The 24815-nt window shown below is 70.7% G+C and carries 21 protein-coding genes; 9 read left to right on the top strand and 12 right to left on the bottom strand.

Annotated features, from left to right (window positions below):
* Positions 1–7: 7 nt before the first annotated feature.
* Positions 8–361, bottom strand: coding sequence for an anti-sigma factor antagonist BldG (gene bldG, locus ACZ6KY_RS26165; RefSeq protein ID WP_028799135.1), 354 nt, complete (start codon positions 359–361; stop codon positions 8–10).
* Positions 362–441: 80 nt separating this feature from the next.
* Between bldG and ACZ6KY_RS26160 the strand changes: the two genes are divergently transcribed.
* A complete protein-coding gene (locus tag ACZ6KY_RS26160; RefSeq protein WP_469312717.1) occupies positions 442–2895 on the top strand; it encodes a DEAD/DEAH box helicase in 2454 nt (817 codons plus the stop codon).
* A 91-nt stretch (positions 2896–2986) separates the two neighbouring features.
* On the opposite strand, the gene ACZ6KY_RS26155 is transcribed toward ACZ6KY_RS26160, so the two are convergent.
* The 7 genes from ACZ6KY_RS26155 to ssd all read right to left on the bottom strand — a co-directional run bounded on the left by ACZ6KY_RS26155 (position 2987) and on the right by ssd (position 8619).
* Positions 2987–3493, bottom strand: coding sequence for an Rv3654c family TadE-like protein (locus ACZ6KY_RS26155; protein ID WP_469312716.1), 507 nt, complete (start codon positions 3491–3493; stop codon positions 2987–2989).
* Positions 3494–3543: 50 nt separating this feature from the next.
* Positions 3544–3966, bottom strand: coding sequence for a TadE family type IV pilus minor pilin (locus tag ACZ6KY_RS26150; RefSeq protein ID WP_469312715.1), 423 nt, complete (start codon positions 3964–3966; stop codon positions 3544–3546).
* Entirely contained in the window at positions 3953–4090 is a 138-nt protein-coding gene (locus ACZ6KY_RS26145; RefSeq protein ID WP_382783924.1) for a DUF4244 domain-containing protein, read from the bottom strand. Before ACZ6KY_RS26145 ends, ACZ6KY_RS26150 begins: the two co-directional genes overlap by 14 nt.
* Before the next feature lie 180 nt (positions 4091–4270).
* Complete coding sequence (locus ACZ6KY_RS26140) at positions 4271–5068, bottom strand: type II secretion system F family protein (protein WP_469312714.1); 798 nt, start codon at positions 5066–5068, stop codon at positions 4271–4273.
* Entirely contained in the window at positions 5065–5937 is an 873-nt protein-coding gene (locus tag ACZ6KY_RS26135; RefSeq protein WP_469312713.1) for a type II secretion system F family protein, read from the bottom strand. The genes ACZ6KY_RS26140 and ACZ6KY_RS26135 overlap by 4 nt, the downstream gene beginning before the upstream one ends.
* Positions 5924–7267, bottom strand: a complete 1344-nt coding sequence (locus ACZ6KY_RS26130) for a TadA family conjugal transfer-associated ATPase (RefSeq protein WP_469312746.1) — start codon at positions 7265–7267, stop codon at positions 5924–5926. Before ACZ6KY_RS26130 ends, ACZ6KY_RS26135 begins: the two co-directional genes overlap by 14 nt.
* 257 nt (positions 7268–7524) lie before the next feature.
* A complete protein-coding gene (ssd, locus tag ACZ6KY_RS26125; RefSeq protein ID WP_469312712.1) occupies positions 7525–8619 on the bottom strand; it encodes a septum site-determining protein Ssd in 1095 nt (364 codons plus the stop codon).
* Positions 8620–9191: 572 nt separating this feature from the next.
* Here ssd and ACZ6KY_RS26120 point away from each other — a divergent pair.
* The gene (locus ACZ6KY_RS26120) at positions 9192–10025 is read left to right on the top strand and encodes an HAD family hydrolase (protein WP_469312711.1); all 834 of its coding nucleotides are present in this window, start codon (positions 9192–9194) and stop codon (positions 10023–10025) included.
* A 368-nt stretch (positions 10026–10393) separates the two neighbouring features.
* Here ACZ6KY_RS26120 and ACZ6KY_RS26115 read toward each other — a convergent pair whose 3' ends face one another.
* Positions 10394–11218 carry a Fic family protein gene (locus ACZ6KY_RS26115; protein WP_469312710.1) on the bottom strand — a complete coding sequence of 275 codons (825 nt, stop codon included), beginning with the start codon at positions 11216–11218 and terminating at the stop codon, positions 10394–10396.
* Between the two features lie 101 nt (positions 11219–11319).
* Here ACZ6KY_RS26115 and ACZ6KY_RS26110 point away from each other — a divergent pair, with 101 nt between their 5' ends.
* Entirely contained in the window at positions 11320–12300 is a 981-nt protein-coding gene (locus tag ACZ6KY_RS26110; protein ID WP_469312709.1) for an ATP-binding protein, read from the top strand.
* Between the two features lie 59 nt (positions 12301–12359).
* Here the strand turns inward: ACZ6KY_RS26110 and ACZ6KY_RS26105 are convergent, their stop codons facing one another.
* Positions 12360–13634, bottom strand: a complete 1275-nt coding sequence (locus ACZ6KY_RS26105; protein ID WP_469312708.1) for a polysaccharide deacetylase family protein — start codon at positions 13632–13634, stop codon at positions 12360–12362.
* 338 nt (positions 13635–13972) lie between these two features.
* Here ACZ6KY_RS26105 and ACZ6KY_RS26100 point away from each other — a divergent pair, with 338 nt between their 5' ends.
* The 6 genes from ACZ6KY_RS26100 to ACZ6KY_RS26075 all read left to right on the top strand — a co-directional run bounded on the left by ACZ6KY_RS26100 (position 13973) and on the right by ACZ6KY_RS26075 (position 22827).
* Positions 13973–16360 (top strand): SulP family inorganic anion transporter, encoded by a 2388-nt coding sequence (locus ACZ6KY_RS26100; RefSeq protein WP_469312707.1) that lies wholly within the window; start codon positions 13973–13975, stop codon positions 16358–16360.
* A gap of 879 nt (positions 16361–17239) precedes the next feature.
* Positions 17240–19240, top strand: a complete 2001-nt coding sequence (gene acs, locus ACZ6KY_RS26095; protein WP_469312706.1) for an acetate--CoA ligase — start codon at positions 17240–17242, stop codon at positions 19238–19240.
* 403 nt (positions 19241–19643) lie between these two features.
* Positions 19644–20996, top strand: coding sequence for a Na+/H+ antiporter NhaA (gene nhaA / locus ACZ6KY_RS26090; protein ID WP_469312745.1), 1353 nt, complete (start codon positions 19644–19646; stop codon positions 20994–20996).
* Between the two features lie 43 nt (positions 20997–21039).
* On the top strand, positions 21040–21516 hold the full coding sequence (locus tag ACZ6KY_RS26085) for a phage holin family protein (protein WP_469312705.1): 477 nt from the start codon (positions 21040–21042) through the stop codon (positions 21514–21516).
* Positions 21513–22463, top strand: coding sequence for an alpha/beta fold hydrolase (locus ACZ6KY_RS26080; RefSeq protein WP_469312704.1), 951 nt, complete (start codon positions 21513–21515; stop codon positions 22461–22463). Before ACZ6KY_RS26085 ends, ACZ6KY_RS26080 begins: the two co-directional genes overlap by 4 nt.
* A 184-nt stretch (positions 22464–22647) precedes the next feature.
* A complete protein-coding gene (locus tag ACZ6KY_RS26075) occupies positions 22648–22827 on the top strand; it encodes a hypothetical protein (protein ID WP_469312703.1) in 180 nt (59 codons plus the stop codon).
* Positions 22828–22842: 15 nt separating this feature from the next.
* Here the strand turns inward: ACZ6KY_RS26075 and ACZ6KY_RS26070 are convergent, their stop codons facing one another.
* Both ACZ6KY_RS26070 and ACZ6KY_RS26065 read right to left on the bottom strand, forming a co-directional pair.
* Positions 22843–24042, bottom strand: coding sequence for a MarP family serine protease (locus ACZ6KY_RS26070; RefSeq protein ID WP_469312702.1), 1200 nt, complete (start codon positions 24040–24042; stop codon positions 22843–22845).
* Between the two features lie 13 nt (positions 24043–24055).
* Complete coding sequence (locus ACZ6KY_RS26065) at positions 24056–24766, bottom strand: NUDIX hydrolase (RefSeq protein WP_469312701.1); 711 nt, start codon at positions 24764–24766, stop codon at positions 24056–24058.
* Between the last annotated feature and the right edge of the window lie 49 nt (positions 24767–24815).

Genomic DNA, 24815 nt, shown 5'->3' with positions numbered 1-24815 from the left:
CCGGTGGTCAGTCGGTCGCGTTGACCGCCTCCTCCACCGAGGTGTGAATCGGGAACACCTTGGTGAGACCAGTAATACGGAAGATCTTCAGAATGCGCTCCTGGTTGCAGACCAGACGCAGCGAGCCCTCATGGGCCCGGACGCGCTTCAGGCCGCCCACCAGCACGCCGAGACCGGTGGAGTCGAGGAAGTCCACGCCCTCCATGTCGACGACGAGGTGGAAGCTGCCGTCGTTCACCAGCTCGACCAGCTGCTCCCGCAGCTTGGGCGCGGTATATACATCGATTTCGCCGCCGACCTCGACGACCGTACGGTCGCCATTAGGGCCGGACACATTGCGAGTCGACAGGGACAGGTCCACGGATCCTCCAGCACCTTGCTATCGAGCGGTCGCCCCATGGGACACCTCGGCAGAGCCCCCGGGACGGTTCGCCAGCCGCGATGGCATTCAATCACTTACCGGCAGGCGTGCACGACGCCTTGGGCCCATTGTCCGTCACGCCAGTGACACACTCGATGCCGATGGCCAAGAATCACCGATCCGATCGATCCTCGGCGGACACCGCTTCCCGCCCCTCGCCGAGCACTGTCCTGGACCGGCTCGCCTCGGGGCCGAGCCGGGCTTCGCGCATCACTCATACGGAGCACTTGCCCCCGCGAGCGGGTCGCCATGCCGTCTGGCCGGACCGGATCCGTTCGGAGGTCATCGCCGCGGTGCAGGCGGCGGGCATCGAACACCCCTGGGCCCACCAGGCACGCGTCGCCGAGCACGCCCTGGACGGCGAGTCGGTGATCGTCGCCACCGGCACCGCCTCCGGCAAGTCCCTGGCGTACCTCGCCCCGGTCCTGACGGCCCTCCTGGAGGGCTCCGAGGCCCCGAACGGCCGGGGCGCCACCGCCCTCTACCTGGCCCCCACCAAGGCCCTTGCAGCCGACCAGCGCCGCTCGGTGAAGGAACTTTCACAACCGCTGGGCAATGCCGTACGCCCAGCCGTGTACGACGGCGACACACCCTTCGAGGAACGCGAATGGGTACGCCAGTACGCCAACTACGTCCTGACCAACCCCGACATGCTGCACCGCGGGATATTGCCCTCCCACCCCCGCTGGGCCTCCTTCCTGCGCGCCCTGCGCTATGTCGTGATCGACGAGTGCCACACCTACCGAGGCGTCTTCGGCTCCCACGTCGCCCAGGTGCTGCGCCGTCTGCGCCGCATCTGCGCCCGCTACGGCGCGTCTCCCGTCTTCCTGCTGGCCTCCGCGACCGCCGCCGAACCCTCGGTCGCGGCGCGCCGCCTGACCGGCCTCCCGGTCGTCGAGGTCGCCGACGACGCCTCCCCGCGAGGGGAACTCGTGTTCGCCCTGTGGGAGCCCCCGCTGACCGAACTGCACGGCGAGAAAGGTGCACCCGTCCGGCGTACCGCCACCGCCGAAACGGCCGATCTGCTGACCGACCTCACCGTCCAGGGCATGCGCTCGATCGCCTTCGTACGGTCCCGGCGTGGCGCCGAGCTGATCGCGGTGATCGCCCAGGAACGCCTCGCCGAGATCGACCGCTCACTGGCCCGGCGCGTCGCCGCCTATCGCGGCGGCTACCTCCCCGAGGAACGCCGCGCCCTGGAGAGCGCGCTGCACTCCGGGGAACTCCTCGGCCTCGCCGCCACCACCGCCCTCGAACTCGGCGTCGACATCTCCGGCCTCGACGCCGTCGTCATCTCCGGCTACCCGGGCACCCGCGCCTCCCTCTGGCAACAGGCCGGCCGCGCCGGCCGCTCCGGGGAGGGCGCTCTGGCGATCCTGGTCGCCCGCGACGACCCACTGGACACCTTCCTCGTCCATCACCCCGAGGCCCTGTTCGACCAACCGGTGGAATCCACGGTCCTCGACCCCGACAACCCGTACGTCCTAGCCCCGCACCTGTGCGCCGCCGCCTCCGAGATCCCGCTCACGGACGACGACCTGGAGCTCTTCGGCCCCGCCACCGCCGGTCTGCTGCCACAGCTGGAGGCCGCGAAGCTGCTGCGCCGCCGGGCCACGGCCTGGCACTGGACGCGCCGGGAGCGGGCCGTCGACCTGACCGACATCCGTGGGGGTGGCGGGAGCCCGGTGCAGGTCGTCGAGTCCGGGACCGGGCGCCTGCTCGGCACGGTCGACGAGGGCGCCGCGCACACCACGGTCCACGAGGGCGCGGTCCATCTGCACCAGGGCCGTACGTACCTGGTGCGCAAGCTGGACCTGGAGGACTCCGTCGCCCTGGTCGAGGAGGCCAGCCCGCCGTATTCGACGGTCGCCCGCGACACCACGTCCATCGCCGTCCTCGAGACCGACGTCGAAGTCCCCTGGGGCGACGGCCGGTTGTGCTACGGCTCCGTCGAAGTCACCAATCAAGTCGTCTCCTTCCTGCGTCGGCGTGTCATCACGGGTGAGGTGCTCGGCGAAACGAAACTCGACCTCCCTCCTCGTACGCTCCGTACACGTGCCGTCTGGTGGACGGTCACCGAGGACCAGCTGGACGCGGCCCGGATCAACCCGGAGATCCTCGGCGGCGCCCTGCACGCCGCCGAGCACGCGTCGATCGGCATGCTGCCGCTCTTCGCCACCTGCGACCGCTGGGACATCGGCGGCGTCTCCGTCCCCCTCCACCCGGACACGCTCCTGCCCACCGTCTTCGTGTACGACGGCCACCCGGGCGGCGCCGGATTCGCCGAGCGCGCCTTCCACACGGCCCGCTCCTGGCTCACGGCCACCCGCCAGGCCATCGCCTCCTGCGAGTGCGACGCCGGCTGCCCCTCCTGCATCCAGTCCCCCAAGTGCGGCAACGGGAACGACCCACTGCACAAGCGAGGCGCCGTACGCCTGCTCACGGAACTGCTGCGGGCGGCACCGGAGGATTGAGGCACTGAGAGGTCAGAACCGGATGCGTGGGGCCGGGGGCCGGACGGGTTACGGCGAAGACCGTGGGTGCCCAGGGCCGGACGAGTGAAAGTCAGGAACGTGGGGCCGAACGAGTGAAAGACGGGCGGGTCAGAGCCGAACGGGTGAACCCGGGTGCGGGAGGCAGCGTGCGCCCTGAAGGTCCCCAGGGGCTTGCAGTGCCCGCTGGATCCGGCGGACCCACTGTTCCCGCAGGACCGTCTGGACCCGCAGGACCCGCCCTCGATCGGACCTCCGCGACGAGTGGTCCGGATCCGGACGCCGCCGTCACGTCCGAGATCTGGCCCTCGACCCCGCACCGCACGAGCCGCGCGCTCTGCGCTCGGGCCACTCGGTCCGCGCGGGCACAGGCCACCGCGCCGCCGTCGCTCCAGTGATCCGCCGCGGCGAGTGCCGCCAAGTCCGCCGCCCCCGCCGCCCGGTGCCGCACCACCACGGCCTGCCCCATCGCCAGCACCGCTCCGAAGACGGCACACAGCACAGCGATCGCGCCCACAGTCCAGACGGTGGCCGATCCTCTGTCGGAGGCCGCGCGCCACCGTGCACGCCGGCTACTCACTACGGATGACCACACCCATCGCCTGCTCCGTCGGCGGCTCCAACTCCTCCTCATCTTCCGTCCACCCCCACAACCGTCTCTCCCACCGTCTCCTCCGCCAGCGCCACCGCCTCGTCGGTCAGCTCAAGGGACAGCGCGGCGGGACCCGGCGTCCTCGCGCCGACACTCACCCTGACCAGGTCGGCCTCCCGGCTCACGGTGACCCTCGCGCCGGGCGGGGCCGCCCGGCGGGCCGTCGCCAGGACCGTTTCCGGCGCGTCCTGGCGCGCCGCCGACCGGGCGCCCGCCCTCGCCGCGTCCACGCACTGGATCTGCGCGGACGCGGCGAGCAGGGCCCAGACCAACGCCATGCCGACGAGTACCAGCGAGGGCAGCACAACGGCGGCCTCAGCGGTGACGAATCCGTCGTCCTGACGCCGGAGCGGGCCTGTCTTCAACAGGGCCGCCCTCAGGCCCCGTTCACATCTGGACATTGAGCGCCCGTCCCACGATGCCCTGCAGTTCCTCACCGACCTGCCCGCTCGTCACCACCTTGTAGAGCGCGGCCGCGAACGCCACCGCAGCGATGACACCCACCGCGTACTCGGACGTGACCATTCCCGCGTCCCTCCGCGCCGCGACCGACGCGAGCATCCGGGCCCGCATCCGCACACACCGTTGCCCTCGCCCGAGAACTCGTACCGTCCTGCGCATTTCAACCTCCGTAAAGTTCAGCCCTGTTGGCCATTTCGCCCCACTTGTCGTTCACCGCTCTCCGCTCGCCGCTGCCGCCGTCCGTCACCCACCACCTCCTCGCAGCAACCCGCCGGCCAGCCCGATCACCACAGGCAGCACACCGATCGCGAGGAAGGCGGGCAGAAAACACAGCCCCACGGGCGCGGTGACCATGACGGCCGCCCGGCGTGCCCGCGCTGTCGCGGCGCGCCCCCACTCGGCACGGGCCTCCGCCGCGAGCCGGCCGACCGGCACAGCCGCCGGTACGCCCGACTCACCCGCCCGCTGCAGCAGTCGCGCCAGCCCCTGGGCGCCCGGTATCGATGCCAACCTCCGCCACGCGTCGCCCGGTTCACCGCCGAGCCGTACCTCCGCCGCACCGCGGGCCAGCCGCTCACCCACCGGTCCGCCCAGTGCCTCGCCGACAGCCTGAGCAGCCGCCACGGGGCTCGCCCCCGCCGCGATACAGGCGGCCACCAAGTCGGCGGCCAGCGGCAGTTGGCGGGCCGCCAGCGTCACGTCGTACTCCTCCGCCGGTGTCGGATTCCGCCGCTGCCGCCAGCGCCGGACCCCGAACCCGGCCGCCAGCCCCACCAGAACCCCGGCGAGACCGCCGATCAGGACCCAGCCGGCGCACACCACGCCCAGCAAGGGCAGCCACCGACGGCCGTGGCTCCGTACCTCGTGGGCCCGTACCGCGTATCGCCGCGGCGATGGCGCCGACTCCGGGAGCAGCAACTCGGCCAGTCGCCCGCGCACTCTTCTCGCGCGCCGCACCGCCCTGAGCCAGCGGGCCGGGGAGCCGACCAGGAGCACTCCGCACACAAGTACCCCCAGCCTGTGGACAACTTCCGCGCTCACACCGCCTCCGCCCCTCGTACGATCCGCAGCGCCCACCACAGCCCCACGCCCTCCAACGCCCCGCCGACCAGCAGACAGCCGAGCCCGGGACCGGTGTGCAACAGCACGTGCAGCGGGTCCGCGCCGAGCGCGGTTCCGAGCAGGAGACCGAGGACCGGCAGGCCCGCGAGCATCGAGGCCGTCGAACGTGATCCGGCCAACTGGGCGCGCATGTCAGCTCTTTGATCGCGCTCGGCTCGCAGCGCGGCCTCCAGCCGGTCCAGGCCCGCCGCGAGTCCCGCACCCCGGTCCACGGCCACGCGCCAGCACGCGGCGAGTCCCACCAGTCCGTCGGCGCCGGGCTGCCGCGCCGCCTCGGTGAGCGCACCCGGCACGTCCCCGCCGAATCTCGCCGCGGCCAGCACCACAGGCTGTGCGTCACCGAGACCGTCCGAGTCGCGTGCCGCCCCGAGCAGTGCCTCGCCGGGCTGACGTCCGGCCCGCACCTCACCGGCGAGGGCGCCGCACAGGGCGATCACCGCGTCGCCGCGTCGTTCCCGCTCGCGCCGAACCTCTCCCGCTCGCCTCACCCGCCCCAGCAGGGGCATTCCGGCGGCCCCGAGGAGAAGCGGCAGTACCGAGGCGCCCAGCACCGCGATCACCGATCCCGCCACCAGCGACCAGGCTTCGGGCCGCAGCCGCCCACGCAGCCGTCGCCAGTCGACAAGGACCCGCTCCCACGCGGGCGGCCCGGTCGCCACCCCACCGCCCGCGAGCAGCACCCTCGCTCTGCGCACCCCCGAGCCGCGCCCGCCGATCAGCCAGGCCGCGATCCCCGCACACGCCACGGCCGCTCCCGCGGGCGCGTCCGCCATCTCACCGATCCCCATCCCGCTCTCCGTTCGCGTCCCGACGTCCGGCCCCTGTCGCGGTTCCGGCGTCCTTTCCGTCCGAAGGACTTCTCGCACTCCGCCTCTCTGGAGGAACTCCCTCTGTCCCGAGGCGAGCCGGCCCTCGATGTCCCTGGCTCCCGTTTCTGAGCAGCTCCCGCAGCCGCTCCCACCCCCGCTCGTACGCGAAGGCGTCCTCGCCCCACCGCAGCGCCGGCACCGTCACCACCAGCCCCGACGGGTCGCGTTCCAGCACATGCACCTCGGCGATCCGACGCCGTCCGGCCCGGTCCCGTACGAGATGCAGGACCACGGACAGTGCCGCCGCCAGTTGGCTGTGCAGGGCGGCCCGGTCGAGCCCGGCCGCCGTGCCCAGTGCCTCCAGCCGGGCCGGGACCTGCGCCGCCGCGTTGGCATGGAGAGTTCCTGAGCCACCCTCATGTCCCGTGTTGAGTGCGGCCAGCAGCGAGACGACCTCGGGTCCGCGCACCTCGCCGACCACCAGCCGGTCCGGTCTCATCCGCAGGGCCTGCCGGACGAGATCCTGGAGCGAGACGAGGCCGACGCCCTCCTGGTTGGCGGGCCGCCCCTCCAGGCGCACCACATGCGGATGATCGGGCCGCAGCTCAGCCGAGTCCTCGGCGAGCACGATCCGCTCCCCGGGACCCACCAGCCCCAGTAACGCGCTCAGCAAGGTCGTCTTGCCGGAGCCCGTGCCTCCACTGATGAGGAAGGACAACCGGGCGTCCAGCAGCGCTCTGAGCACCCGGTCCCCGCCGGGTGGCACCGTCCCCGCGGCCACCAGTTCGTCGAGGGTGAAAGCGCGCGGCCGTACGACGCGCAGGGAGAGGCAGGTGGAGCCGACGGCGACCGGTGGCAGCACCGCGTGCAGACGGGTTCCGTCCGGCAGTCTGGCGTCCACCCAGGGGCGGGCGTCGTCGAGCCTTCTGCCGGCCACCGCCGCGAGGCGCTGTGCGAGACGTCGTACGGCTGCCGCGTCCGGAAAGGACACGGAGGTCAGCTCCAGGCCGCCGCCGCGGTCCACCCATACCCGGTCGGGCGCCGACACCAGCACGTCGGTCACCGACGGGTCGGCGAGCAGTGGTTCCAGCGGTCCGCTGCCGACCAGTTCGGAGCGCAACCGCTCGGCCGCGCCGAGGACTTCGGCGTCCCCGAGCACCCGGCCCTGCTCACGCAGTGCCTGCGCCACGCGCGCGGGGGTCGGCTCGGATCCGCTCTCGGCCAGCCATTGCCGCACACCGTCCAGCAGCCCCGCGCGTCCGTCCGGGCCGCCGCCGGGCCCGCCCCACGCCTCCGTGCCCCCGGACAGGAAGCCTCCGGATGATCCGCCCCGCGGTTCCGTCCGCCCGGAGGGGTAGTGCCGGGGCCCGTCCCGCGCGCCCGCACGACCGGACGGGTCCGGCCCGGGTCCGTCCCGCGCATCCGTCCGTCCGGACGAATAGCGCCCGGGTCCGTCCCGTGTGTCCGTCCGCGCGGGCGAGCGGTCCTCGCGTGTGTCCTGGGGCGTCGGTGCCGTTCGGCTGTCGAATCCCGCGCCGCGGCCCACTCCTGGGGTCGTTTCCCAGCTCATACGCCCCCTCCTTCGACCGGAACCCGCTCCCAGAAGGCCGCGCAGAACCGGGCCAGAGGCCCCTTCGCCGCACTCCCCGGTGGCGGCCCGCCGTCCAACGGGAAGGACTCGGCCGGCAGTTGGCCCACGAGGGGCAGGTCGAGCAGACGCGCGACCTCACGGTCGTCGAGACCCGGCGCGTGGGGTCCGCGGACCACGACCCGCAGATCGCGCAGGACCATGCCGACCGCGCACGCCACCCGTCCGGCCGCCGCGACCGAGCGCAGGTCGGCGGGGACCACCAGCAGCCCCAGATCGAGCTGGGCGAGGATCTCGGCGACACCCTCATCGATGCGGCGGGGCAGGTCGACGACCACCGCACCACCGCGCCGTCTGGCGGCGGCCAGGACCGCTCGTACCGCTTGCGGTGGAATGGTGACCGCGTCGCTCCGGTCCCAGCTCAGGACCCGCAGCGCGTGCAGTTCGGGCAGGGACTCCTCCAGGGCGCCGCCGCCGACCCTGCCGCGGGATGCGGCGAACGCCGGCCAGCGCAGTCCCTCGGCCGCCTCTCCACCCAGGAGTACGTCGAGTCCGCCGCCGAGAGGGTCCGCGTCCACGAGCAGGGTGCGCTTCCCCTCACGCGCCGAGGTGAGGGCCAGCGCGCAGGCCAGCGTGGACGCACCGGCCCCGCCGCGGCCTCCGAGCACGCCGACGGTGAGAGCGGGGCGGCCGACTCCTTCGGCCACGTCGGCGATGCGGTCGACGAGCCATTGCTCGCCGTCCGGCAGCACCAGGACATGGTCGGCGCCGATCTCGACGGCCCGCCGCCAGACTCCGGAATCGTCCTGGTCCCGGCCGACCAGCACCACGCCCCTTCTCCGCGCGGCCCCCCGTACACGCCGTACGGCGTCGTCGCCGACAAGCACGAGAGGTGCCGCCTCCCAACTGCCCCTGCGTTCCGGAATCCCGTGATGGACCTCGGGCCGCGCGCCCGCCGCCGCGCACAGGCGCAGCAGGTCGTCGAGGAGGTCGACGTCCTCGGTGACGATCAATGGTCCGCCCTGCCGCCCCTCGGCGGTGGGCGGCCGGTCATGGGTGATGGCTCCCGCCACGATCTCCAGCCCCCTTCGCTGCTTCTTGCGCGGGGCCCTCCAGGACCCCGCGATTCCCGCTCGTGTGAAGAACCGGCAAGCGGCCTCCATATGAACGGCCGATACGACCCGGCCAAACGCGTCCGACAAACGGAACGCGGCCATGAACTGGCCGCGAACGGAGCGCGTGGGAATCACGGTGCAGGGATCCCGGAAATCATGTGGATCTTGGTCGAAAACTGTGGACAACTCGGCGGCTGTGAATATCGCCTTCACGCCTACCGGTGAACGCTCAACGGCTTCCGCAGAGCATCCCAATGGCTACACACAGTGACGAATCGCGAGGACGCGAAGAGCGCGGAATCAACGGTGCCGAGACGACTCCGGGGCCGCGCAGAAGAGGGAAAAACCCATCCGGACATGCGACGACCCCCGCCGGGGGGGAGAGCGGGGGTCGTCCCCACGGCCGACTCGGGGGGGGAGGAGTCGGACCGGGTTAGCACGGTCGCGAACGATCCGTGACTTCCATGGTGTACCCGAGAGCCCTCTCAGGCAAACCCACGCGCCTCACCTTACGCCGAATGGTGGGCCCTATGCTCAGCCTCGTGGAAAACCACTCCTTGCCCCGTACAGCGGCCTTCTTCGACCTGGACAAGACGGTCATTGCGAAGTCGAGCACGCTCACCTTCAGCAAGTCGTTCTACCAAGGCGGCCTGATCAACCGCAGGGCGGCGTTGCGCACCGCATACATCCAGTTCGTGTTCCTGGCGGGCGGCGCCGACCACGACCAGATGGAGCGGATGCGCAAGTACCTCTCCTCGATGTGCCGGGGCTGGAACGTCCAGCAGGTCAAGGAAATCGTCGCCGAGACACTGCACGACCTCATCGACCCGATCATCTACGACGAGGCGGCGTCGCTCATCGAGCAGCACCACAAGGCCGGTCGCGACGTCGTGATCGTGTCCACGTCCGGCGCCGAGGTCGTCGAGCCGATCGGCGAACTGCTCGGCGCGGACCGCGTGGTGGCGACCCGCATGGTCGTCGGCGAGGACGGCTGCTTCACCGGCGAGGTGGAGTACTACGCGTACGGGCCGACGAAGGCCGAGGCGATCAAGGAGCTGGCCGCGTCCGAGGGCTACGACCTGCCCCGCTGTTACGCCTACAGCGACTCGGCGACCGATCTGCCGATGCTGGAGTCCGTCGGGCATCCGCACGCGGTGAATCCGGACCGGACACTGCGCCGCGAGGCGGTCGCCCGAGCGTGGCCGATTCTGGACTTCCACCGTCCGGTCCGGCTGAAGCAGCGACTGCCCGGCCTGTCCGTGCCTCCCCGGCCGGCACTCGTCGCGGCGGCCGCAATAGGAGCCGCGGCGGCCACTGCGGGGCTTGTCTGGTACGCCAGTCGGCGCCGCGCGACGGTGGCGTAAACCGTCACGCGTGCGCGTGCGGCAAATTGAAGTCCATTTCTCGCCCTTTTGAACCTAAAAGTAAAGAAGTGCGGCCAGGGGTTCCGCTTCCTCCGGACCTGGAGTACAAAGGGTTTAACGGCCCGCGAGACCAAGGACATCCGAGAGGATCACCTTCAAACGCAACCAGGCCCCACGGACCGAGCATGAACATCGAGCACCCACGCGACGTCGACCCGTCGATTACGGGCCAGCCGCACCAGGTGACGGGCAGAAGTTCCCGACCTGATGGGCAATATCTCGAGGACGCTTGGTAACCCGGTGAACATGCCAGCGGCGGTACGAGAACTCGTACCGCCGCAACCCTGTCCGGGGAACCGGGTTTCCCTTTACGCAGCGCCGCGCTGAAGCGCCTCGCAGACCGCTGCGGACTCCCTGGCGCCCAGCTCGACGGCCCTGCCGCAGTGGGCGATCCAGGCGGCCATGCCGTCCGGGGTGCCGGAGACGTAACCGTCCAGTGCCGCGAGATAGGCAGCGCGGCCGAGTTCCGCGTGGCCGACCTCGGCGGGGCAGATGGACTTCGGGTCGAGACCGCTGCCGATCAGGACGATGCGTTCCGCCGCGCGCGCGACCAGTCCGTTGTGGGAGGCGAAGGGGCGCAGGGCGATCAGTTCACCGTGGACGACGGCCGCCGTGACCAGGGCAGGGGCCGAGCCGCCCGCGATGATCAGCCGGGACAGGCCTTCGAGGCGCCCGGCGACCTCGTCCGCGTCGGGCAGCGGCACCTCCACCAGGGGCTCGTCCACCTTCTCCCCGCTCTGCCGCGGTCGGCCCACAGCGTCGCCCCGATCGGCCGCCGCCACCAAGTGCAGCCGGGCCAGCACGCGCAAGGGCGACTGTCGCCAGATGGACAGGAGTTGGCCCGCCTCGGCGGTCAGCCGCAGGGCGGCGCCGACCGTACGCGCCTCGTCCTCCGCGCTGAAGTCGGTACGCCGGCGCACCTCTTCGAGGGCCCAGTCGGCACCGGACAGCGCCGCGGAACCGCGTGCCCCGCGCAGCGCCGCCTCGGACGTGATCTCGTTGCTGCGACGCCGCATGATCCGGTGTCCGTAGACCCGGTCCACGGCCTTGCGGACGGACTCCACGGAATCGGCCACCCCGGGAAGCGAACCCAGGGCCGCGAGCGGATCAGCGGTCGCACCTGTCGTACTCATGAGTACGACATTACGCACCCAGGGCCCGCGCCCCACGAAGGAGTGGTCTTCTTCACGCGGCGCAAGCACCGAAAGCGACAGTCCTACTACCCTTGGTGAACATGAAAATTGCTTTCGTCGGGAAGGGCGGCAGTGGCAAGACCACCCTGTCGTCGCTCTTCATCCGCCACCTCGCCGCCTCGGGGGCACCTGTCGTCGCCGTGGACGCCGACATCAACCAGCATCTGGGGGCCGCGCTCGGGCTCGAGGAGACGGAGGCCGCCGCACTCCCCGCCATGGGCGAGCGGCTGCCGCTCATCAAGGACTACCTGCGCGGCTCCAATCCGCGCATCGCGTCCGCCGAGACGATGATCAAGACGACTCCGCCCGGCGAGGGCTCCCGGCTGCTGCGGGTCGGTGAGACCAATCCGGTGTACGACGCCTGCGCCCGGCCGGTGGAACTCGACGGCGGCACCATCCGTTTGATGGTCACCGGCCCGTTCACCGAGGCCGATGTGGGGGTGGCTTGCTACCACTCCAAGACCGGTGCAGTGGAGCTCTGCCTGAACCATCTCGTCGACGGCCGGAGCGAGTACGTCGTCGTCGACATGACGGCGGGCTCCGATTCCTTCGCGTCCGGCTTGTTCACCCGCTTCGACATCACGTTCCTCGTCGCCGAGCCGACCCGGAAGGGAGTCTCCGTCTATCGCCAGTACAAGGAGTACGCCCGCGACTTCGGCGTCGCCCTGAAGGTCGTCGGCAACAAGGTGCAGGGCCAGGACGACCTCGACTTCCTGCGGGCGGAAGTCGGGGACGACCTCCTGGTCACGGTCGGGCACTCGGACTGGGTGCGTGCCATGGAGAAGGGCCGCCCGCCCCGGTTCGAGTTCCTGGAGGAGGTCAACCGGCTCTCGCTGCACGCCTTGCAGACCTCGGCCGACGCCATGTACGAGCTGCGCGACTGGGAGCGGTACACGCGCCAGATGGTGCAGTTCCACCTGAAGAACGCCGTCAACTGGGGCAACGCCAAGACCGGGGCGGACCTCACCGAACAGGTCGACCCCGGTTTCGTCCTCGGCGAGAGTCCGATGGCCACCGCGTGAGCGGCCGGCCGGCCCGAAGCACCACTGCGGCCTGAGCGACAGGGCGGCCCGGGGTATCGCTACGGCTTGACCGCCGGCGCCCCGGGGACTCCCTTCGGGGCCGGGGCCGGGCGGCCGGAGAGGAAGGACGCCCAGCCCTGCTTCGGCACCTCGCCGACCTCAAGGCCACGGAGCTTGTCGAGTGTGGCCGGGTCCTGGGCGTCGAGCCAGTCGGCGAGCTGCCGGAAGGAGACACAGCGCACCTCGGCCTTGGTGCAGACGCGCTCGACGACCTCGTCGACGGCGCGCATGTAGTTGCCGCCGTTCCAGGACTCGAAGTGGTTGCCGATGATCAGCGGCGCGCGGTTGCCGCCGTAGGCGCGGTCGAAGCCCTTGAGCAGGCCGTCACGCATCTGGTCGCCCCAGAGCTCCTGCTTGCCGGGGTCGCCCTGCGTCCGTGTGCCCGACTGGTTGACCATGAAGTTGTAGTCCATGGTGAGCTGCTCGTAGGAGTGTCCGGGAAAGGGCACGAGCTGCATCGACAGGTCCCACAACCCCTCCTTCTTCCTCGGCCAGAGCTGGTCGTCGACGCCGCTGGTGTCGTAGCGGAAGCCCAGCTGGCGGGCCGCCTTCATGAAGTTCTGCCGGCCCTCCAGACAAGGGGTGCGGGCGCCGATGAGTTCCTTGTCGTAGTCGAAGGGCAGCGACGCCGCGCCCTTCAGGCCCGTGTTGGTCTTCCATGACTTCACGAACGACTTCGCCTGGGAGATCTCGCTCTTCCAGTCCGCGACCGACCACTGGCCGACCCCGCCCTCCGTACCGCAGAAGTGGCCGTTGAAGTGGGTGCCGATCTCGTTGCCCTCCAGCCACGCGCCGCGCAGCTGCTTCACGGTGTCCTCGATGCCCTGCTGGTCGTTGAAGCCGATCTCCGAGCTCCCGGGCGAATGCTGCGGAGGCCGGTACAGGTCGCGCTTGTCCTCCGGCAGCATGTACACACCACTCAGGAAGTAGGTCATCGTCGCCTTGTTGACCTTGGAGAGCTTCCGGAAGTGGGAGAAGAGCTTCTGGCTGTCCTCGCCGGCGCCGTCCCAGGAGAAGACCACGAACTGCGGGGGCTTCTGACCCGGCTTCAACCGTTCGGGCCGCGGCAGATGCGGCTGAGCCCCGGTGTACGAGGTGGAACCGTCGCCGATCAGACGGACCGCGGCCTTCGGTGCCGGAGCCCCCGCCGCCGCCTTCTCCGCGCCGTGCGCGCCTTCCTGGGAAGCGGTGGCACCGCCCGCGCAGCCGGCGAGCGCCGGAGCGCAGGCCACGGCTAGTGCTACACCCGCGGCGATCCTCTGGGTGGCGGCCATGTTCCGCCCTCCTTTTCCTCGGTCGGGCAACGCCGATTAGGGCGCTATCGCGGTTATGTGCAGCTATGCGCCGACAGCGTCGCCAAGGTTTCACGGGACAGAGAAGGAATAAATACGACAAGCCGATCAAAAGCCCACTTCACTCAAGAGGGTGAATTGATGCCCCGTTTGCCCCTATTTTCGACATCAACCCTTTACTCTGCATTACGATCTGTTTACCGAGCGTTGAAAATCCCGCCGCTGTACGCCGTGACCCACGGCCGCGACCCGCCCTCCGCCGCTTCGGACGGGGGATCACCTGTTCCGCGACCGCGCTGCCCCGGAGGAGACGGGAACCCATGTCTGCCTGCGTCCCCACCCGCGCCGCCGACCCGACTCGGCCCGCGCATGTCCGCCAGCCCCACAGCCCCCCGCCGACCCCGCCCCGACGTTTCCGTGTCGCGGGCGCCGATCTGTCGGCCTCGATCGCGGTCTTCCTGATCGCCCTCCCCCTGTCCCTCGGCATCGCCCTCGCCACCGGCGCGCCGCTCCAGGCCGGCCTGGTCGCCGCTGCCGCCGGCGGGCTCGTCGCGGGACGCCTGGGCGGCTCTCCGCTCCAGGTGAGCGGACCCGCGGCCGGGCTCACGGTCGTCACAGCCGACCTCATCCACCACTACGGCTGGCGGGCGACCTGCGCCATCACCGTGTTCGCGGGAATCGTCCAACTCGGCCTCGGCTGCCTGCGCGTGGCCCGTACGGCCCTGGCCGTCAGCCCCGCGATCGTGCACGGCATGCTCGCCGGAATCGGCGTCACCATCGCCGTCGCCCAGCTGCACATCGTGCTGGGAGGCATTCCGCAGAGCTCCGTGCTGGACAACCTCATCGCGCTGCCGGACCAGGTGGCGCGCACGCACCCCGCGGCGGTGTCGATGAGCGTGCTGACACTGGCGCTGCTGTTCGCCTGGCCGCGCATTCCCGGGCGGACCGGGCGGGTGCTGCGCAAGGTCCCCGCCGCGCTGGTCGCCGTAGCCGGCGCCACCGTGACCGCCTCGCTCGCCGGACTGACGCTGCCCAGGGTCGGCCTGCCGTCCTGGAGCAGCCACGCGCTGGCCGGGCTGCCCGAAGGTCCGGTGCTCGGCATCGCCGCCGCCGTCCTCACCGTGACGCTGGTGTGCAGCGTGCAGTCGCTGCTCGGAGCCGTCGCGGTCGACAAGCTGGTGAGCCGCCGGCCGGAACTCCAGGCACGCGTGGGCCGTTCCCGCCTCGACCGGGAACTGCTCGGACAGGGCGCCGCCAATGTCGTCTCCGGCGCGCTCGGCGGACTGCCCGTGGCCGGGGTCGCCGTGCGCAGTTCCGCGAATGTGCAAGCGGGTGCCGTCAGCCGGAACTCCACGATGCTGCACGGCGTTTTCGTAGTAATTGCCGCGCTGTTGATGGTCCCGATCCTGGAGCTGATCCCCCTCGCATCGCTCGCCGCCCTGGTGATGGCCGTCGGCATCCAGATGGTGTCCCTGCACCACATCCGCGCGGTCACTCGCCACCGCGAGGTGCTGGTGTACGCCGTCACCACACTCGGCGTCGTGTTCCTCGGAGTTCTCGAGGGCGTGGCACTGGGGGTCGCCGTGGCCGTCGGTGTCGCCCTGCACCGTCTCGGGCGTACCCGCATCACCCACGAAGAGAAGGGAGGAGTCCATTACGTACATGTACGAGGCCAGTTGACGTTCCTGGCGGTGCCTCGGCTCAGCCGCGCGCTGCATCTCGTGCCCCGAGGGGCGGACGCCGTCGTGGAGTTGGACGGTTCGTTCATGGACCACGCGGCGTACGAGTCACTGCAGGACTGGCAGAGCGCGCACGTCGCCCAGGGCGGCACGGTCGATGTCGCCGGACGGACCGGAACGCGGATCGCCGAGCCCGCGAACTCCCGACACTGCCGCTGCCGGCCCTGGACACCCTGGCGGAACCACCAGTGCGACGCCTCCGCCGAACCGGGGTCCTCGTCCTCGGGCGTCCTGTCGAGCGGGCAGCACGAAGGAACCGGCGAGGCCAGACCGAGCGGGAACCAACTGGCGCGCGGCATCAGCGCGTTCCAGCGCAACACCGCACCCCTGGTGCGGGATGAACTGGCCCGGCTCGCACGGGAAGGGCAACAGCCGTCCCAGCTGTTCCTGACCTGTGCCGACTCCCGGCTCGTCACCTCGATGATCACATCCAGTGGTCCGGGCGACCTCTTCGTCGTACGGAATGTGGGCAACCTCGTGCCGTTGCCCGGAAAGGAGAGCGGGGACGACTCAGTGGCCGCGGCCATCGAATACGCGGTGGACGTGCTGAAGGTGCGGTCCATCACGGTGTGCGGGCACTCCGGGTGCGGAGCCATGCAGGCCCTGTTGGCGTCGGAGCCCGGAGGAGCGCTCACGCCGCTCAAGCGGTGGCTGCGGCACGGGCAGCCGAGCCTGGACCGGATGGCCGCCGACGGCAGACCGTGGGCACGGCTCGCCGGACGGGCGGCAGCCGACACGGTGGAACAGCTCTGTCTGACCAACGTGGTGCAGCAGTTGGAACACCTGCGGGCACACGAGTCCGTGGCGCGGGCCCTGCGGGAGGGCGCGCTCGAACTGCACGGGATGTACTTCCACGTCGGGGAGGCCCAGGCGTATCTGCTGACCGACGCCGACGGGGCCGAACTGTTCGATCACGTGCGCGCGTTCGATCATGTGGACGTGGCGGAGGAGCTGCGGCATCCGGCGTGATCGAGCGGTGGGGGGGGGGGGGGGGGGGGGGGGGGGGGGGACAAGGCCCTACCCCCCCCCCCCCCCTCCCCTATCCCCTTTTGGGGGGGGGGGGGGGGAGGGGGGGGGAGGGGGTGGGGGGTTGGGGGGGGGGGGGGGGGGGGGGGGGGTTGTGTGGGGGGGGCCCCCCCACCACATACGACCTCCGCTGTCGGTGCTCCGGCCCCTGTGGCGAGGTGAGGGGCGTCGACACGCCCGGTCGTGGAATGGGATGCGGGGGTGTCACGGCACCGAATGCGGAGGGACCCGGGAACGAGACGCGGGGGTTCCGGGGTGCGGGGCGGCGGGCTGGCGCGAAGCGCCGGGCTACCGGGCGACGCGGCGGCGGGTGCGGCGGGCTGCCCGGCCGCGGAGGTACGGACGCCGGACTGCCGACGTCCAGAGCTCTCGGACTCCCGATGCGTCAGACTCCCGGGCCACCAGGTGACCGCGTGACCGGATGCCAGGTGACCGCGTGCCCCAGTGCCCCAGTGCCAGGGTGCGAGGACGCCGGACCACCGGGCCGCCCGGCTCCCAGCTCCCGGCTCCCAGCTCCCAGCTCCCAGCTCCCAGCTCCCAGCCGAGTCTCGATGGGGTGCGGTTCCCGCCCGTGGCGGGGGGCCTCGGCCTGTCCCCTGAGCCGTCCCCGTGGGCGTAGTCGAATGTGAACCCTGGGGCCGGAACGTACGTGCCCCAGGGGGCAGACTCGTGTGGGCTCGTGTGGTCTCGTGAGGGGCGCCGGGACCGTAGCGCGGGGCAAGGACGTGCCGCGCGGACCCAGGGCCCGGACCAGCGACACAAGATAGGTCTAAACCAATTTTGGGTCGGGCCTTGTCACCGAGCCCCCCGGTCTGATGAGCTGTGGCCTGGGACACAACGGACACCCTGGGAAAGGGAGATGTCGTGAGCAACGAAAGCCTGGCCAACCTGCTGAAGGAAGAGCGCAGGTTCGCGCCGCCCGCCGACCTGGCGGCGAACGCCAATGTCACCGCGGAGGCGTATGAGCAGGCCAAGGCTGACAGGCTCGGCTTCTGGGCCGAGCAGGCCCGCCGGCTGACCTGGGCCACCGAGCCGACCGAGACACTGGACTGGTCCAATCCGCCGTTCGCGAAGTGGTTCGCCGACGGAAAACTGAACGTCGCGTACAACTGTGTGGACCGGCACGTGGAGGCCGGGAACGGCGACCGCGTCGCCATCCACTTCGAGGGTGAGCCGGGCGACAGCCGGGCCATCACCTACGCCGAGCTCAAGGACGAGGTGTCGCGGGCCGCGAACGCCCTCACCGAGCTGGGTATCGGCAAGGGCGACCGGGTCGCCGTCTATCTGCCGATGATCCCCGAGGCCGTCGTCGCGATGCTGGCCTGTGCCCGTATCGGCGCCGCGCACTCGGTGGTCTTCGGCGGGTTCTCGGCGGAGGCGATCGCCACCCGCATCCAGGACGCCGACGCCAAGCTGGTCATCACCTCCGACGGCGGCTACCGGCGCGGGAAACCGTCCGCGCTCAAGCCCGCCGTCGACGAGGCGGTGAGCCGGGTCGACGGGGTCGACAAGGTGCTGGTGGTGCGCCGTACCGGCGAGGACGTCGCCTGGACCGAGGGCCGCGATGTGTGGTGGCACGACATCGTCGGACGGCAGTCGGCCGAGCACACGCCGGAGGCGTTCGACGCCGAGCACCCGCTGTTCATCCTCTACACGTCCGGTACCACCGGGAAGCCGAAGGGCATCCTGCACACCTCGGGCGGCTACCTCACCCAGGCCTCGTACACCCACAACGCCGTCTTCGACCTCAAGCCGGAGACCGACGTCTACTGGTGCACGGCCGACATCGGCTGGGTCACCGGGCACTCGTACATCACGTACGGACCGCTCTCGAACGGCGCGACACAGGTCATGTACGAGGGGACCCCGGACACGCCGCACCAGGGCCGGTTCTGGGAGATCGTCCAGAAGTACGGGGTGACGATCCTGTACACCGCGCCCACGGCGATCCGCACCTTCATGAAGTGGGGCGACGACATCCCCGCGAAGTTCGACCTGTCGTCCCTGCGGATCCTCGGGTCGGTCGGCGAGCCGATCAACCCCGAGGCGTGGATCTGGTACCGCAAGCACATCGGCGGGGACCGTACGCCGATCGTCGACACCTGGTGGCAGACCGAGACCGGCGCCATGATGATCTCGCCGCTGCCCGGAGTCACCGAGACGAAGCCGGGATCGGCACAGCGGGCACTGCCCGGCATCGCGGCGACCGTGGTCGACGACGAGGCGAACGAGGTCCCCGACGGCGGTGGCGGCTACCTCGTGCTGACCGAGCCGTGGCCGTCCATGCTGCGCACCATCTGGGGCGACGACCAGCGGTTCCTCGACACGTACTGGTCGCGCTTCGAGGGGAAGTACTTCGCCGGCGACGGGGCCAAGAAGGACGACGACGGCGACATCTGGCTGCTCGGCCGCGTCGACGACGTGATGCTCGTGTCCGGGCACAACATCTCCACCACCGAGGTCGAATCCGCCCTCGTCTCCCACCCGGCGGTCGCCGAGGCGGCGGTCGTGGGCGCGGCGGACGAGACCACCGGGCAGGCGATCGTGGCCTTCGTCATCCTGCGCGGGACGGCCTCCGCCGAGGATCCCGGACTGGTGGCGGACCTGCGCAACCACGTGGGCACCACCCTCGGCCCGATCGCCAAGCCGAAGCGGGTCCTGCCGGTGGCCGAGCTGCCCAAGACCCGGTCCGGGAAGATCATGCGCCGCCTGCTGCGCGACGTGGCCGAGAACCGCGAACTCGGTGACGTCACGACGCTCACCGACTCCACGGTGATGGACCTGATCCAGGCCAAGCTGCCGGCCGCGCCCAGCGAGGACTGAGGCGGGCCCATCCCGTCGGCCCGGCCCTGAGGGGTGCGGGAGCACCCCGTGCTCCCGCACCCCTCAGTCGGTCCCGCAGCCAGACGTCAGTCGGTCCGGCACTCTGACCCGGTCCCGCACCCCGCACCCCTGACGCAGCCCCCTCGCACAGTTCTTCCAGGGACTCCGGGACGCCCCCTCGGCCCAACCAGCACGCCCCGCGCCTGGTTTGGTCGTAATGTGAAGATCCCGGACCGGGCCGGCCGCGTCTTAGGTAGAGTAAGCAAAGCGTCAAAAGCGCGACAAGATCGTTCATGGTGTGCCGGGAAGTCTGGTCGGCGAGTGCTCAGTCCTGCCTGCTCGACCGGAGGTCCTCCTCGTGTCCGCGCCCCCCAGCACCACCCCCCGCAAGTTCTTCGGCCGGATGTCCCTGCCCGAGCGGAACTTCGTGGCGGACGCGCTGCGCACCGAGACCGTGGGCGGAGTGCTGCTGCTGATCGCGGCGGTCGCGGCGCTGGTCTGGGCGAACACCCTGCCGGACAGCTACGAGACCGTCTCGCACTACCACTTCGGGCCGGCGGCGCTCGGGCTCGACCTGTCCGTGGAGCACTGGGCGGCCGACGGCCTGCTCGCCGTGTTCTTCTTCGTCGCCGGGATCGAACTGAAGCGCGAGCTGGTGGCCGGGGACCTGCGGGACCCGAAGGCCGCGGTACTGCCGGTGGTCGCCGCGGTCTGCGGCATGGCCGTTCCCGCGGCCGTCTACGTCCTGACCAACGTGCTGGGCGGTGGCTCGCTCCAAGGCTGGGCCGTCCCCACCGCCACCGACATCGCCTTCGCGCTCGCCGTCCTCGCCGTCATCGGGACGTCGTTGCCGTCCGCCCTGCGCGCCTTCCTGCTCACCCTCGCCGTCGTCGACGACCTGTTCGCGATCCTGATCATCGCGGTCTTCTTCACCGACTCCATCAACCTCGCGGCGCTCGGCGGGGCGGTCGTGGGCCTCGGCGTCTTCTGGCTGCTGCTGCGCAAGGACGTACACGGCTGGTACGTGTACGTCCCGCTCGCGCTGGTCATCTGGGGTCTGATGTACAACAGCGGCATCCACGCCACCATCGCCGGTGTCGCGATGGGCCTGATGCTGCGCTGCCATCTGCTCGAAGGCGAGCAGCACTCTCCCGGCGAGCACATCGAGCACCTGGTGCGCCCGGTGTCGGCGGGACTCGCGGTGCCGCTGTTCGCCCTGTTCAGTGCGGGCGTCTCGATCTCCGGCGGAGCGGTCCACGACGTGTTCACCCGGCCCGAGACACTCGGCGTGGTGCTCGGACTCGTCGTCGGCAAGGCGCTCGGCATCTTCGGCGGTACGTGGCTGACGGCCCGGTTCACCAGGGCCTCGCTCAGTGACGAACTGGAATGGGCCGACGTCGCCGCCGTGGCCACCCTCGCCGGCATCGGATTCACCGTCTCGCTGCTCATCGGCGAACTCGCCTTCGCAGGCAATACGAGCCTCACCGACGAGACCAAGGCCGCCGTCCTGATCGGCTCGTTCATCGCGGCCGTGCTCGCCACGGCGCTGCTGAAGATACGCAACGTCAAGTACCGCGCGCTGTGCCAGGCCGAGGAACGCGACGAGGACCTCGACGGCATCCCCGACATCTACGAGGAGGACAAGCCGGAGTACCACCTGCGCATGGCCGCCATCTACGAACGGAAGGCCGCGGAACACCGCAGGCTTGCCGAAGTGGCGGGTGGGGCAGGCGCCGGGAACGACGGTCCGGCATGATCTGACAGGACCGTACAAACGCATGCAGAAGAGGGAGACAGCGATGAGCGCACCCGACGGCAGCCCGGTCGGCGCCGAACGCAGTATCGGCGAGCTGGTCGCCTCGGCGACGACCGAGATGTCCGCACTGGTGCACGACGAAATCGCACTGGCGAAGGCTCAGCTCAAGCAGGACGTCAAGCGCGGCGCGGTCAGCGGCGGCGCTTTCGGGGCGGCCGGCGCTGTGCTGATCTTCTCCCTGCCGATGCTCAGTTTCGCTCTCGCGTACGGCATCCGGACCTGGAGCGACTGGAATCTCGCGATCTGCTTCCTGCTGTCGTTCGCGGCGAACGTGCTGGTAGCGGCCGTACTCGCGCTGATCGGCGTGATCTTCGCGAAGAAGGTCAAGAAGAGCCAGGGCCCGCAGATGGTGGCCGCCTCCGTGAAGGAGACGGCGGGTGTTCTGCCGAACGCCAAGCCGCACCCCCGGCCCGAACCGGTCGAGGACGTCGTCAAGGCTGTGGCACGCTCATCCTCATGACGGACCCCGCCACACCTTCGGCGCAACCCACCTCGGTCGTACGGATCGACCTTCCCGGCGGACAAAAAGTGACGCACCGGGATGTGGCCGCCAACGGCGCGCGCTTCCACATCGCCGAACTCGGCGACGGGCCGCTCGTCCTGCTGCTGCACGGCTTCCCGCAGTTCTGGTGGACCTGGCGACACCAGCTCGTCGCGCTCGCCGACGCCGGGTTCCGGGCCGTGGCCATGGACCTGCGGGGCGTCGGGGGCAGCGACCGCACCCCGCGCGGCTACGACCCCGCCAACCTCGCGCTCGACATCACCGGGGTCGTACGGTCCCTCGGCGAGCCCGACGCCGCGCTCGTCGGGCACGACATCGGCGGCTATCTGGCGTGGACGGCGGCCGCCATGCGGCCCAAGCTGGTCCGCCGGCTCGCGGTGTCGTCCATGCCGCATCCGCGGCGCTGGCGTTCCGCCATGCTCTCCGACGTCAAGCAGACGGCGGCCGGCTCGTACATCTGGGGATTCCAGCGGCCCTGGATCCCGGAGCGCCAACTCCTCGCCGACAACGGCGCCCTGGTGGGCCGTCTGGTACGCGACTGGTCGGGCCCGCGGCAGCCGGACGAGGACACCCTGGAGACGTACCGTCGGGCCATGCGCATCCCGTCGACTGCGCACTGCTCCATCGAGCCGTACCGGTGGATGGTGCGGTCCATGGCTCGCCCCGACGGCATCCAGTTCAACCGGCGCATGAAGCGGCCGGTGCGGGTGCCGACGCTGCATCTGCACGGCTCACTCGACCCGGTGATGCGGACGCGGAGCGCGGCGGGCTCCGGGGAGTACGTCGAAGCGCCGTACCGCTGGCGGCTGTTCGACGGGCTCGGCCACTTCCCGCACGAAGAGGATCCGGTCGCCTTCTCCACCGAACTGATCAATTGGCTGAAGGATCCGGAACCCGACCGGTGACGATCCGGAACCCGGCCGGGACCCCGGCGGTCACCCTTGCGTGACCGCCCGGACGCGCCCGGTGCCGTGCCCGGAATGCGGACCGCGAACACCTGTCCTACGAACAGCCAATTGCCTGGCGCATAGGCCAATTGAAGGGCTGGGGCGAGGTTATCGACCTTGGGGCAGGGGCAGACGTCGGGGTATGGGCTGGACGCACGACTACAGTGACACAGCACGCAATCGCCGCTCGGCCTCGGGTCTGAGCTCCCATCAGAGGGGCACCCCGCAGCCGACGGGCACGGATCCCCGCGTGGGGATTCCGCACATTCTGCGCCGCCGGGCCCGCTGGGTCTCCGTGCGGCTGCGCCATCCACGCGGCTGAGGCCCCGCCCGCCGGTCAGAGCGCGCAGCTGTCGCTGTCCACCTGCTGGTTGGCCGTACGCCCCTTGGCGATGTCCGGCCGGACCTCGTCCGCGGTGAGCGCGTAGCCGGTTTCGGCGTCGTCGAGCGACTTCGCGAAGACCACGCCGTAGACCTTGCCGTCGGGGGTCAACAGCGGTCCGCCGGAGTTGCCCTGACGGACCGTCGCATACAGCGAGTAGACGTCACGGCGCACCGTCTTGCGGTGGTAGATGTCCGGGCCGTTGGCCGTGATGCGGCCCCGTACGCGCGCGGGCTGCACGTCGTACGAGCCGTTCTGCGGGAAGCCCGCGACGATCGCGCTGTCGCCACTGCTCGCGTCCTTGGCGCTGAACCGCAGCGCGGGCGCCTTCAGGTTCGGTACGTCGAGTACGGCGATGTCGCGCTCCCAGTCGTACAGGACGACCTTGGCGTCGTACTTCTTGCCCTCGCCGCCTATCTGGACGGTGGGTTCGTCGACTCCGCCGACCACGTGCGCGTTGGTCATCACGCGGCGGTCACCGAAGACGAAACCGGTTCCTTCGAGGACCTTGCCGCAACTCTGGGCCGTGCCCATGACCTTGACGATGGAGTTCTGCGAACGGGTGGCGACGGGGCTGCCGGCGAGCTGTGGGTCGGGCGGCTTGACCTCTGTGATGGGCTCGTTGGCGAACGGGCTGAAGACCTGCGGGAAGCCGTTCTGCGCGAGGACCGAGGAGAAGTCGGCGAACCAGGTGTTGGCCTGGGCGGGCAGCGCGCGGGACACACCGAGCAGCACCTTGGAGTTGCGGACCTCCTTGCCGAGCGTGGGCAGTGTCGTACCGGCGAGGGCCGAGCCGATCAGCCAGGCGACGAGCAGCATCGCCACGACGTTCACGAGGGCGCCGCCGGTCGCGTCCAGGGCTCTGGCCGGGGACCAAGTGATGTACCGGCGCAGCTTGTTGCCGAGGTGCGTGGTGAGGGCCTGGCCGACGGAGGCGCAGACGATCACGACGACCACGGCGACGACGGCGACGGTCGTACTCACCTTGCTGTCGTCGGTCGTCCAGCTCCAGATGACCGGGAGCAGATAGACGGCGACGAGTCCACCACCCAGGAAACCGATCACCGACAGGATGCCGACGACGAAGCCCTGGCGATAGCCCACGATCGCGAACCACACGGCGGCGACCAGCAACAGGATGTCCAGCACATTCACGAAGGTCACCTTGTCACGCGCGCCAGTCGAGCGGGACCTGCTTCTCGCGGTCCCACGGGCGCTCCCAGCCCGCGAAATGCAGGATCTTGTCGATCACTCCGGCCGTGAAACCCCAGACCAGGGCCGATTCGACCAGGAATGCCGGACCTCGGTGACCGCTGGGGTGCACGGTGGTCGCGCGGTTGGCCGGATCCGTGAGATCCACCACGGGGACCGTGAAGACCCGGGCCGTCTCGCCCGGGTCGACGACGCCGACGGGCGTCGGGCGGCGCCACCACCCGAGGACCGGGGTGACCACGAAGCCGCTGACCGGGATGTACAGCTTGGGCAGCACGCCGAAGAGCTGGACGCCGCTCGGATCGAGGCCGGTCTCCTCCTCGGCCTCCCGCAGGGCGGCCCGCAGCGGCCCGTCGGCCTTCGGGTCGCCGTCCTCGGGATCGAGCGCGCCACCGGGGAAGGACGGCTGCCCGGCGTGTGATCTGAGGGTGCCGGCCCGCTCCATGAGGAGCAGCTCGGGGCCGTGCCGGCCCTCGCCGAAGAGGATGAGCACCGCGGACTGACGGCCCGTGCCGTTCGCCGGGGGCAGGAAGCGGCTCAGCTGGAGCGGTTCCACCGTCTCCGCGGCGTGCGCGACCGGCCCCAGCCAGTCGGGCAGACCGTCCTTGCTGAGCACCGGCCCGCCCTGCGTGTTGCTCGCGTCCTGTGTGTTGCCTGCGCGCTTCATCGCCACCCCCGTTCTGCTGATCCCAACGCCCGCCGGGGCCGTGTTCGTT

Source organism: Streptomyces sp. NPDC042002 (assembly GCF_055588305.1).
Note: the sequence above shows the minus strand (reverse complement) of the source record. Positions and strands in the feature narration are given on the sequence as shown.

Excerpts from the sequence above, each read along its gene's own strand:
- ACZ6KY_RS26160 (WP_469312717.1), top strand. The coding sequence starts at position 442 with ATGGCATTCAATCACTTACCGGCAGGCGTGCACGACGCCTTGGGCCCA.
- ACZ6KY_RS26150 (WP_469312715.1), bottom strand. The coding sequence starts at position 3,966 with ATGTCCAGATGTGAACGGGGCCTGAGGGCGGCCCTGTTGAAGACAGGC.
- ACZ6KY_RS26145 (WP_382783924.1), bottom strand. The coding sequence starts at position 4,090 with ATGGTCACGTCCGAGTACGCGGTGGGTGTCATCGCTGCGGTGGCGTTC.
- ACZ6KY_RS26135 (WP_469312713.1), bottom strand. The coding sequence starts at position 5,937 with ATGGGGATCGGTGAGATGGCGGACGCGCCCGCGGGAGCGGCCGTGGCG.
- ACZ6KY_RS26120 (WP_469312711.1), top strand. The coding sequence starts at position 9,192 with ATGCTCAGCCTCGTGGAAAACCACTCCTTGCCCCGTACAGCGGCCTTC.
- ACZ6KY_RS26115 (WP_469312710.1), bottom strand. The coding sequence starts at position 11,218 with ATGAGTACGACAGGTGCGACCGCTGATCCGCTCGCGGCCCTGGGTTCG.
- ACZ6KY_RS26110 (WP_469312709.1), top strand. The coding sequence starts at position 11,320 with ATGAAAATTGCTTTCGTCGGGAAGGGCGGCAGTGGCAAGACCACCCTG.
- ACZ6KY_RS26105 (WP_469312708.1), bottom strand. The coding sequence starts at position 13,634 with ATGGCCGCCACCCAGAGGATCGCCGCGGGTGTAGCACTAGCCGTGGCC.
- ACZ6KY_RS26100 (WP_469312707.1), top strand. The coding sequence starts at position 13,973 with ATGTCTGCCTGCGTCCCCACCCGCGCCGCCGACCCGACTCGGCCCGCG.
- nhaA (WP_469312745.1), top strand. The coding sequence starts at position 19,644 with ATGTCCCTGCCCGAGCGGAACTTCGTGGCGGACGCGCTGCGCACCGAG.
- ACZ6KY_RS26085 (WP_469312705.1), top strand. The coding sequence starts at position 21,040 with ATGAGCGCACCCGACGGCAGCCCGGTCGGCGCCGAACGCAGTATCGGC.
- ACZ6KY_RS26080 (WP_469312704.1), top strand. The coding sequence starts at position 21,513 with ATGACGGACCCCGCCACACCTTCGGCGCAACCCACCTCGGTCGTACGG.
- ACZ6KY_RS26075 (WP_469312703.1), top strand. The coding sequence starts at position 22,648 with ATGGGCTGGACGCACGACTACAGTGACACAGCACGCAATCGCCGCTCG.
- ACZ6KY_RS26065 (WP_469312701.1), bottom strand. The coding sequence starts at position 24,766 with ATGAAGCGCGCAGGCAACACACAGGACGCGAGCAACACGCAGGGCGGG.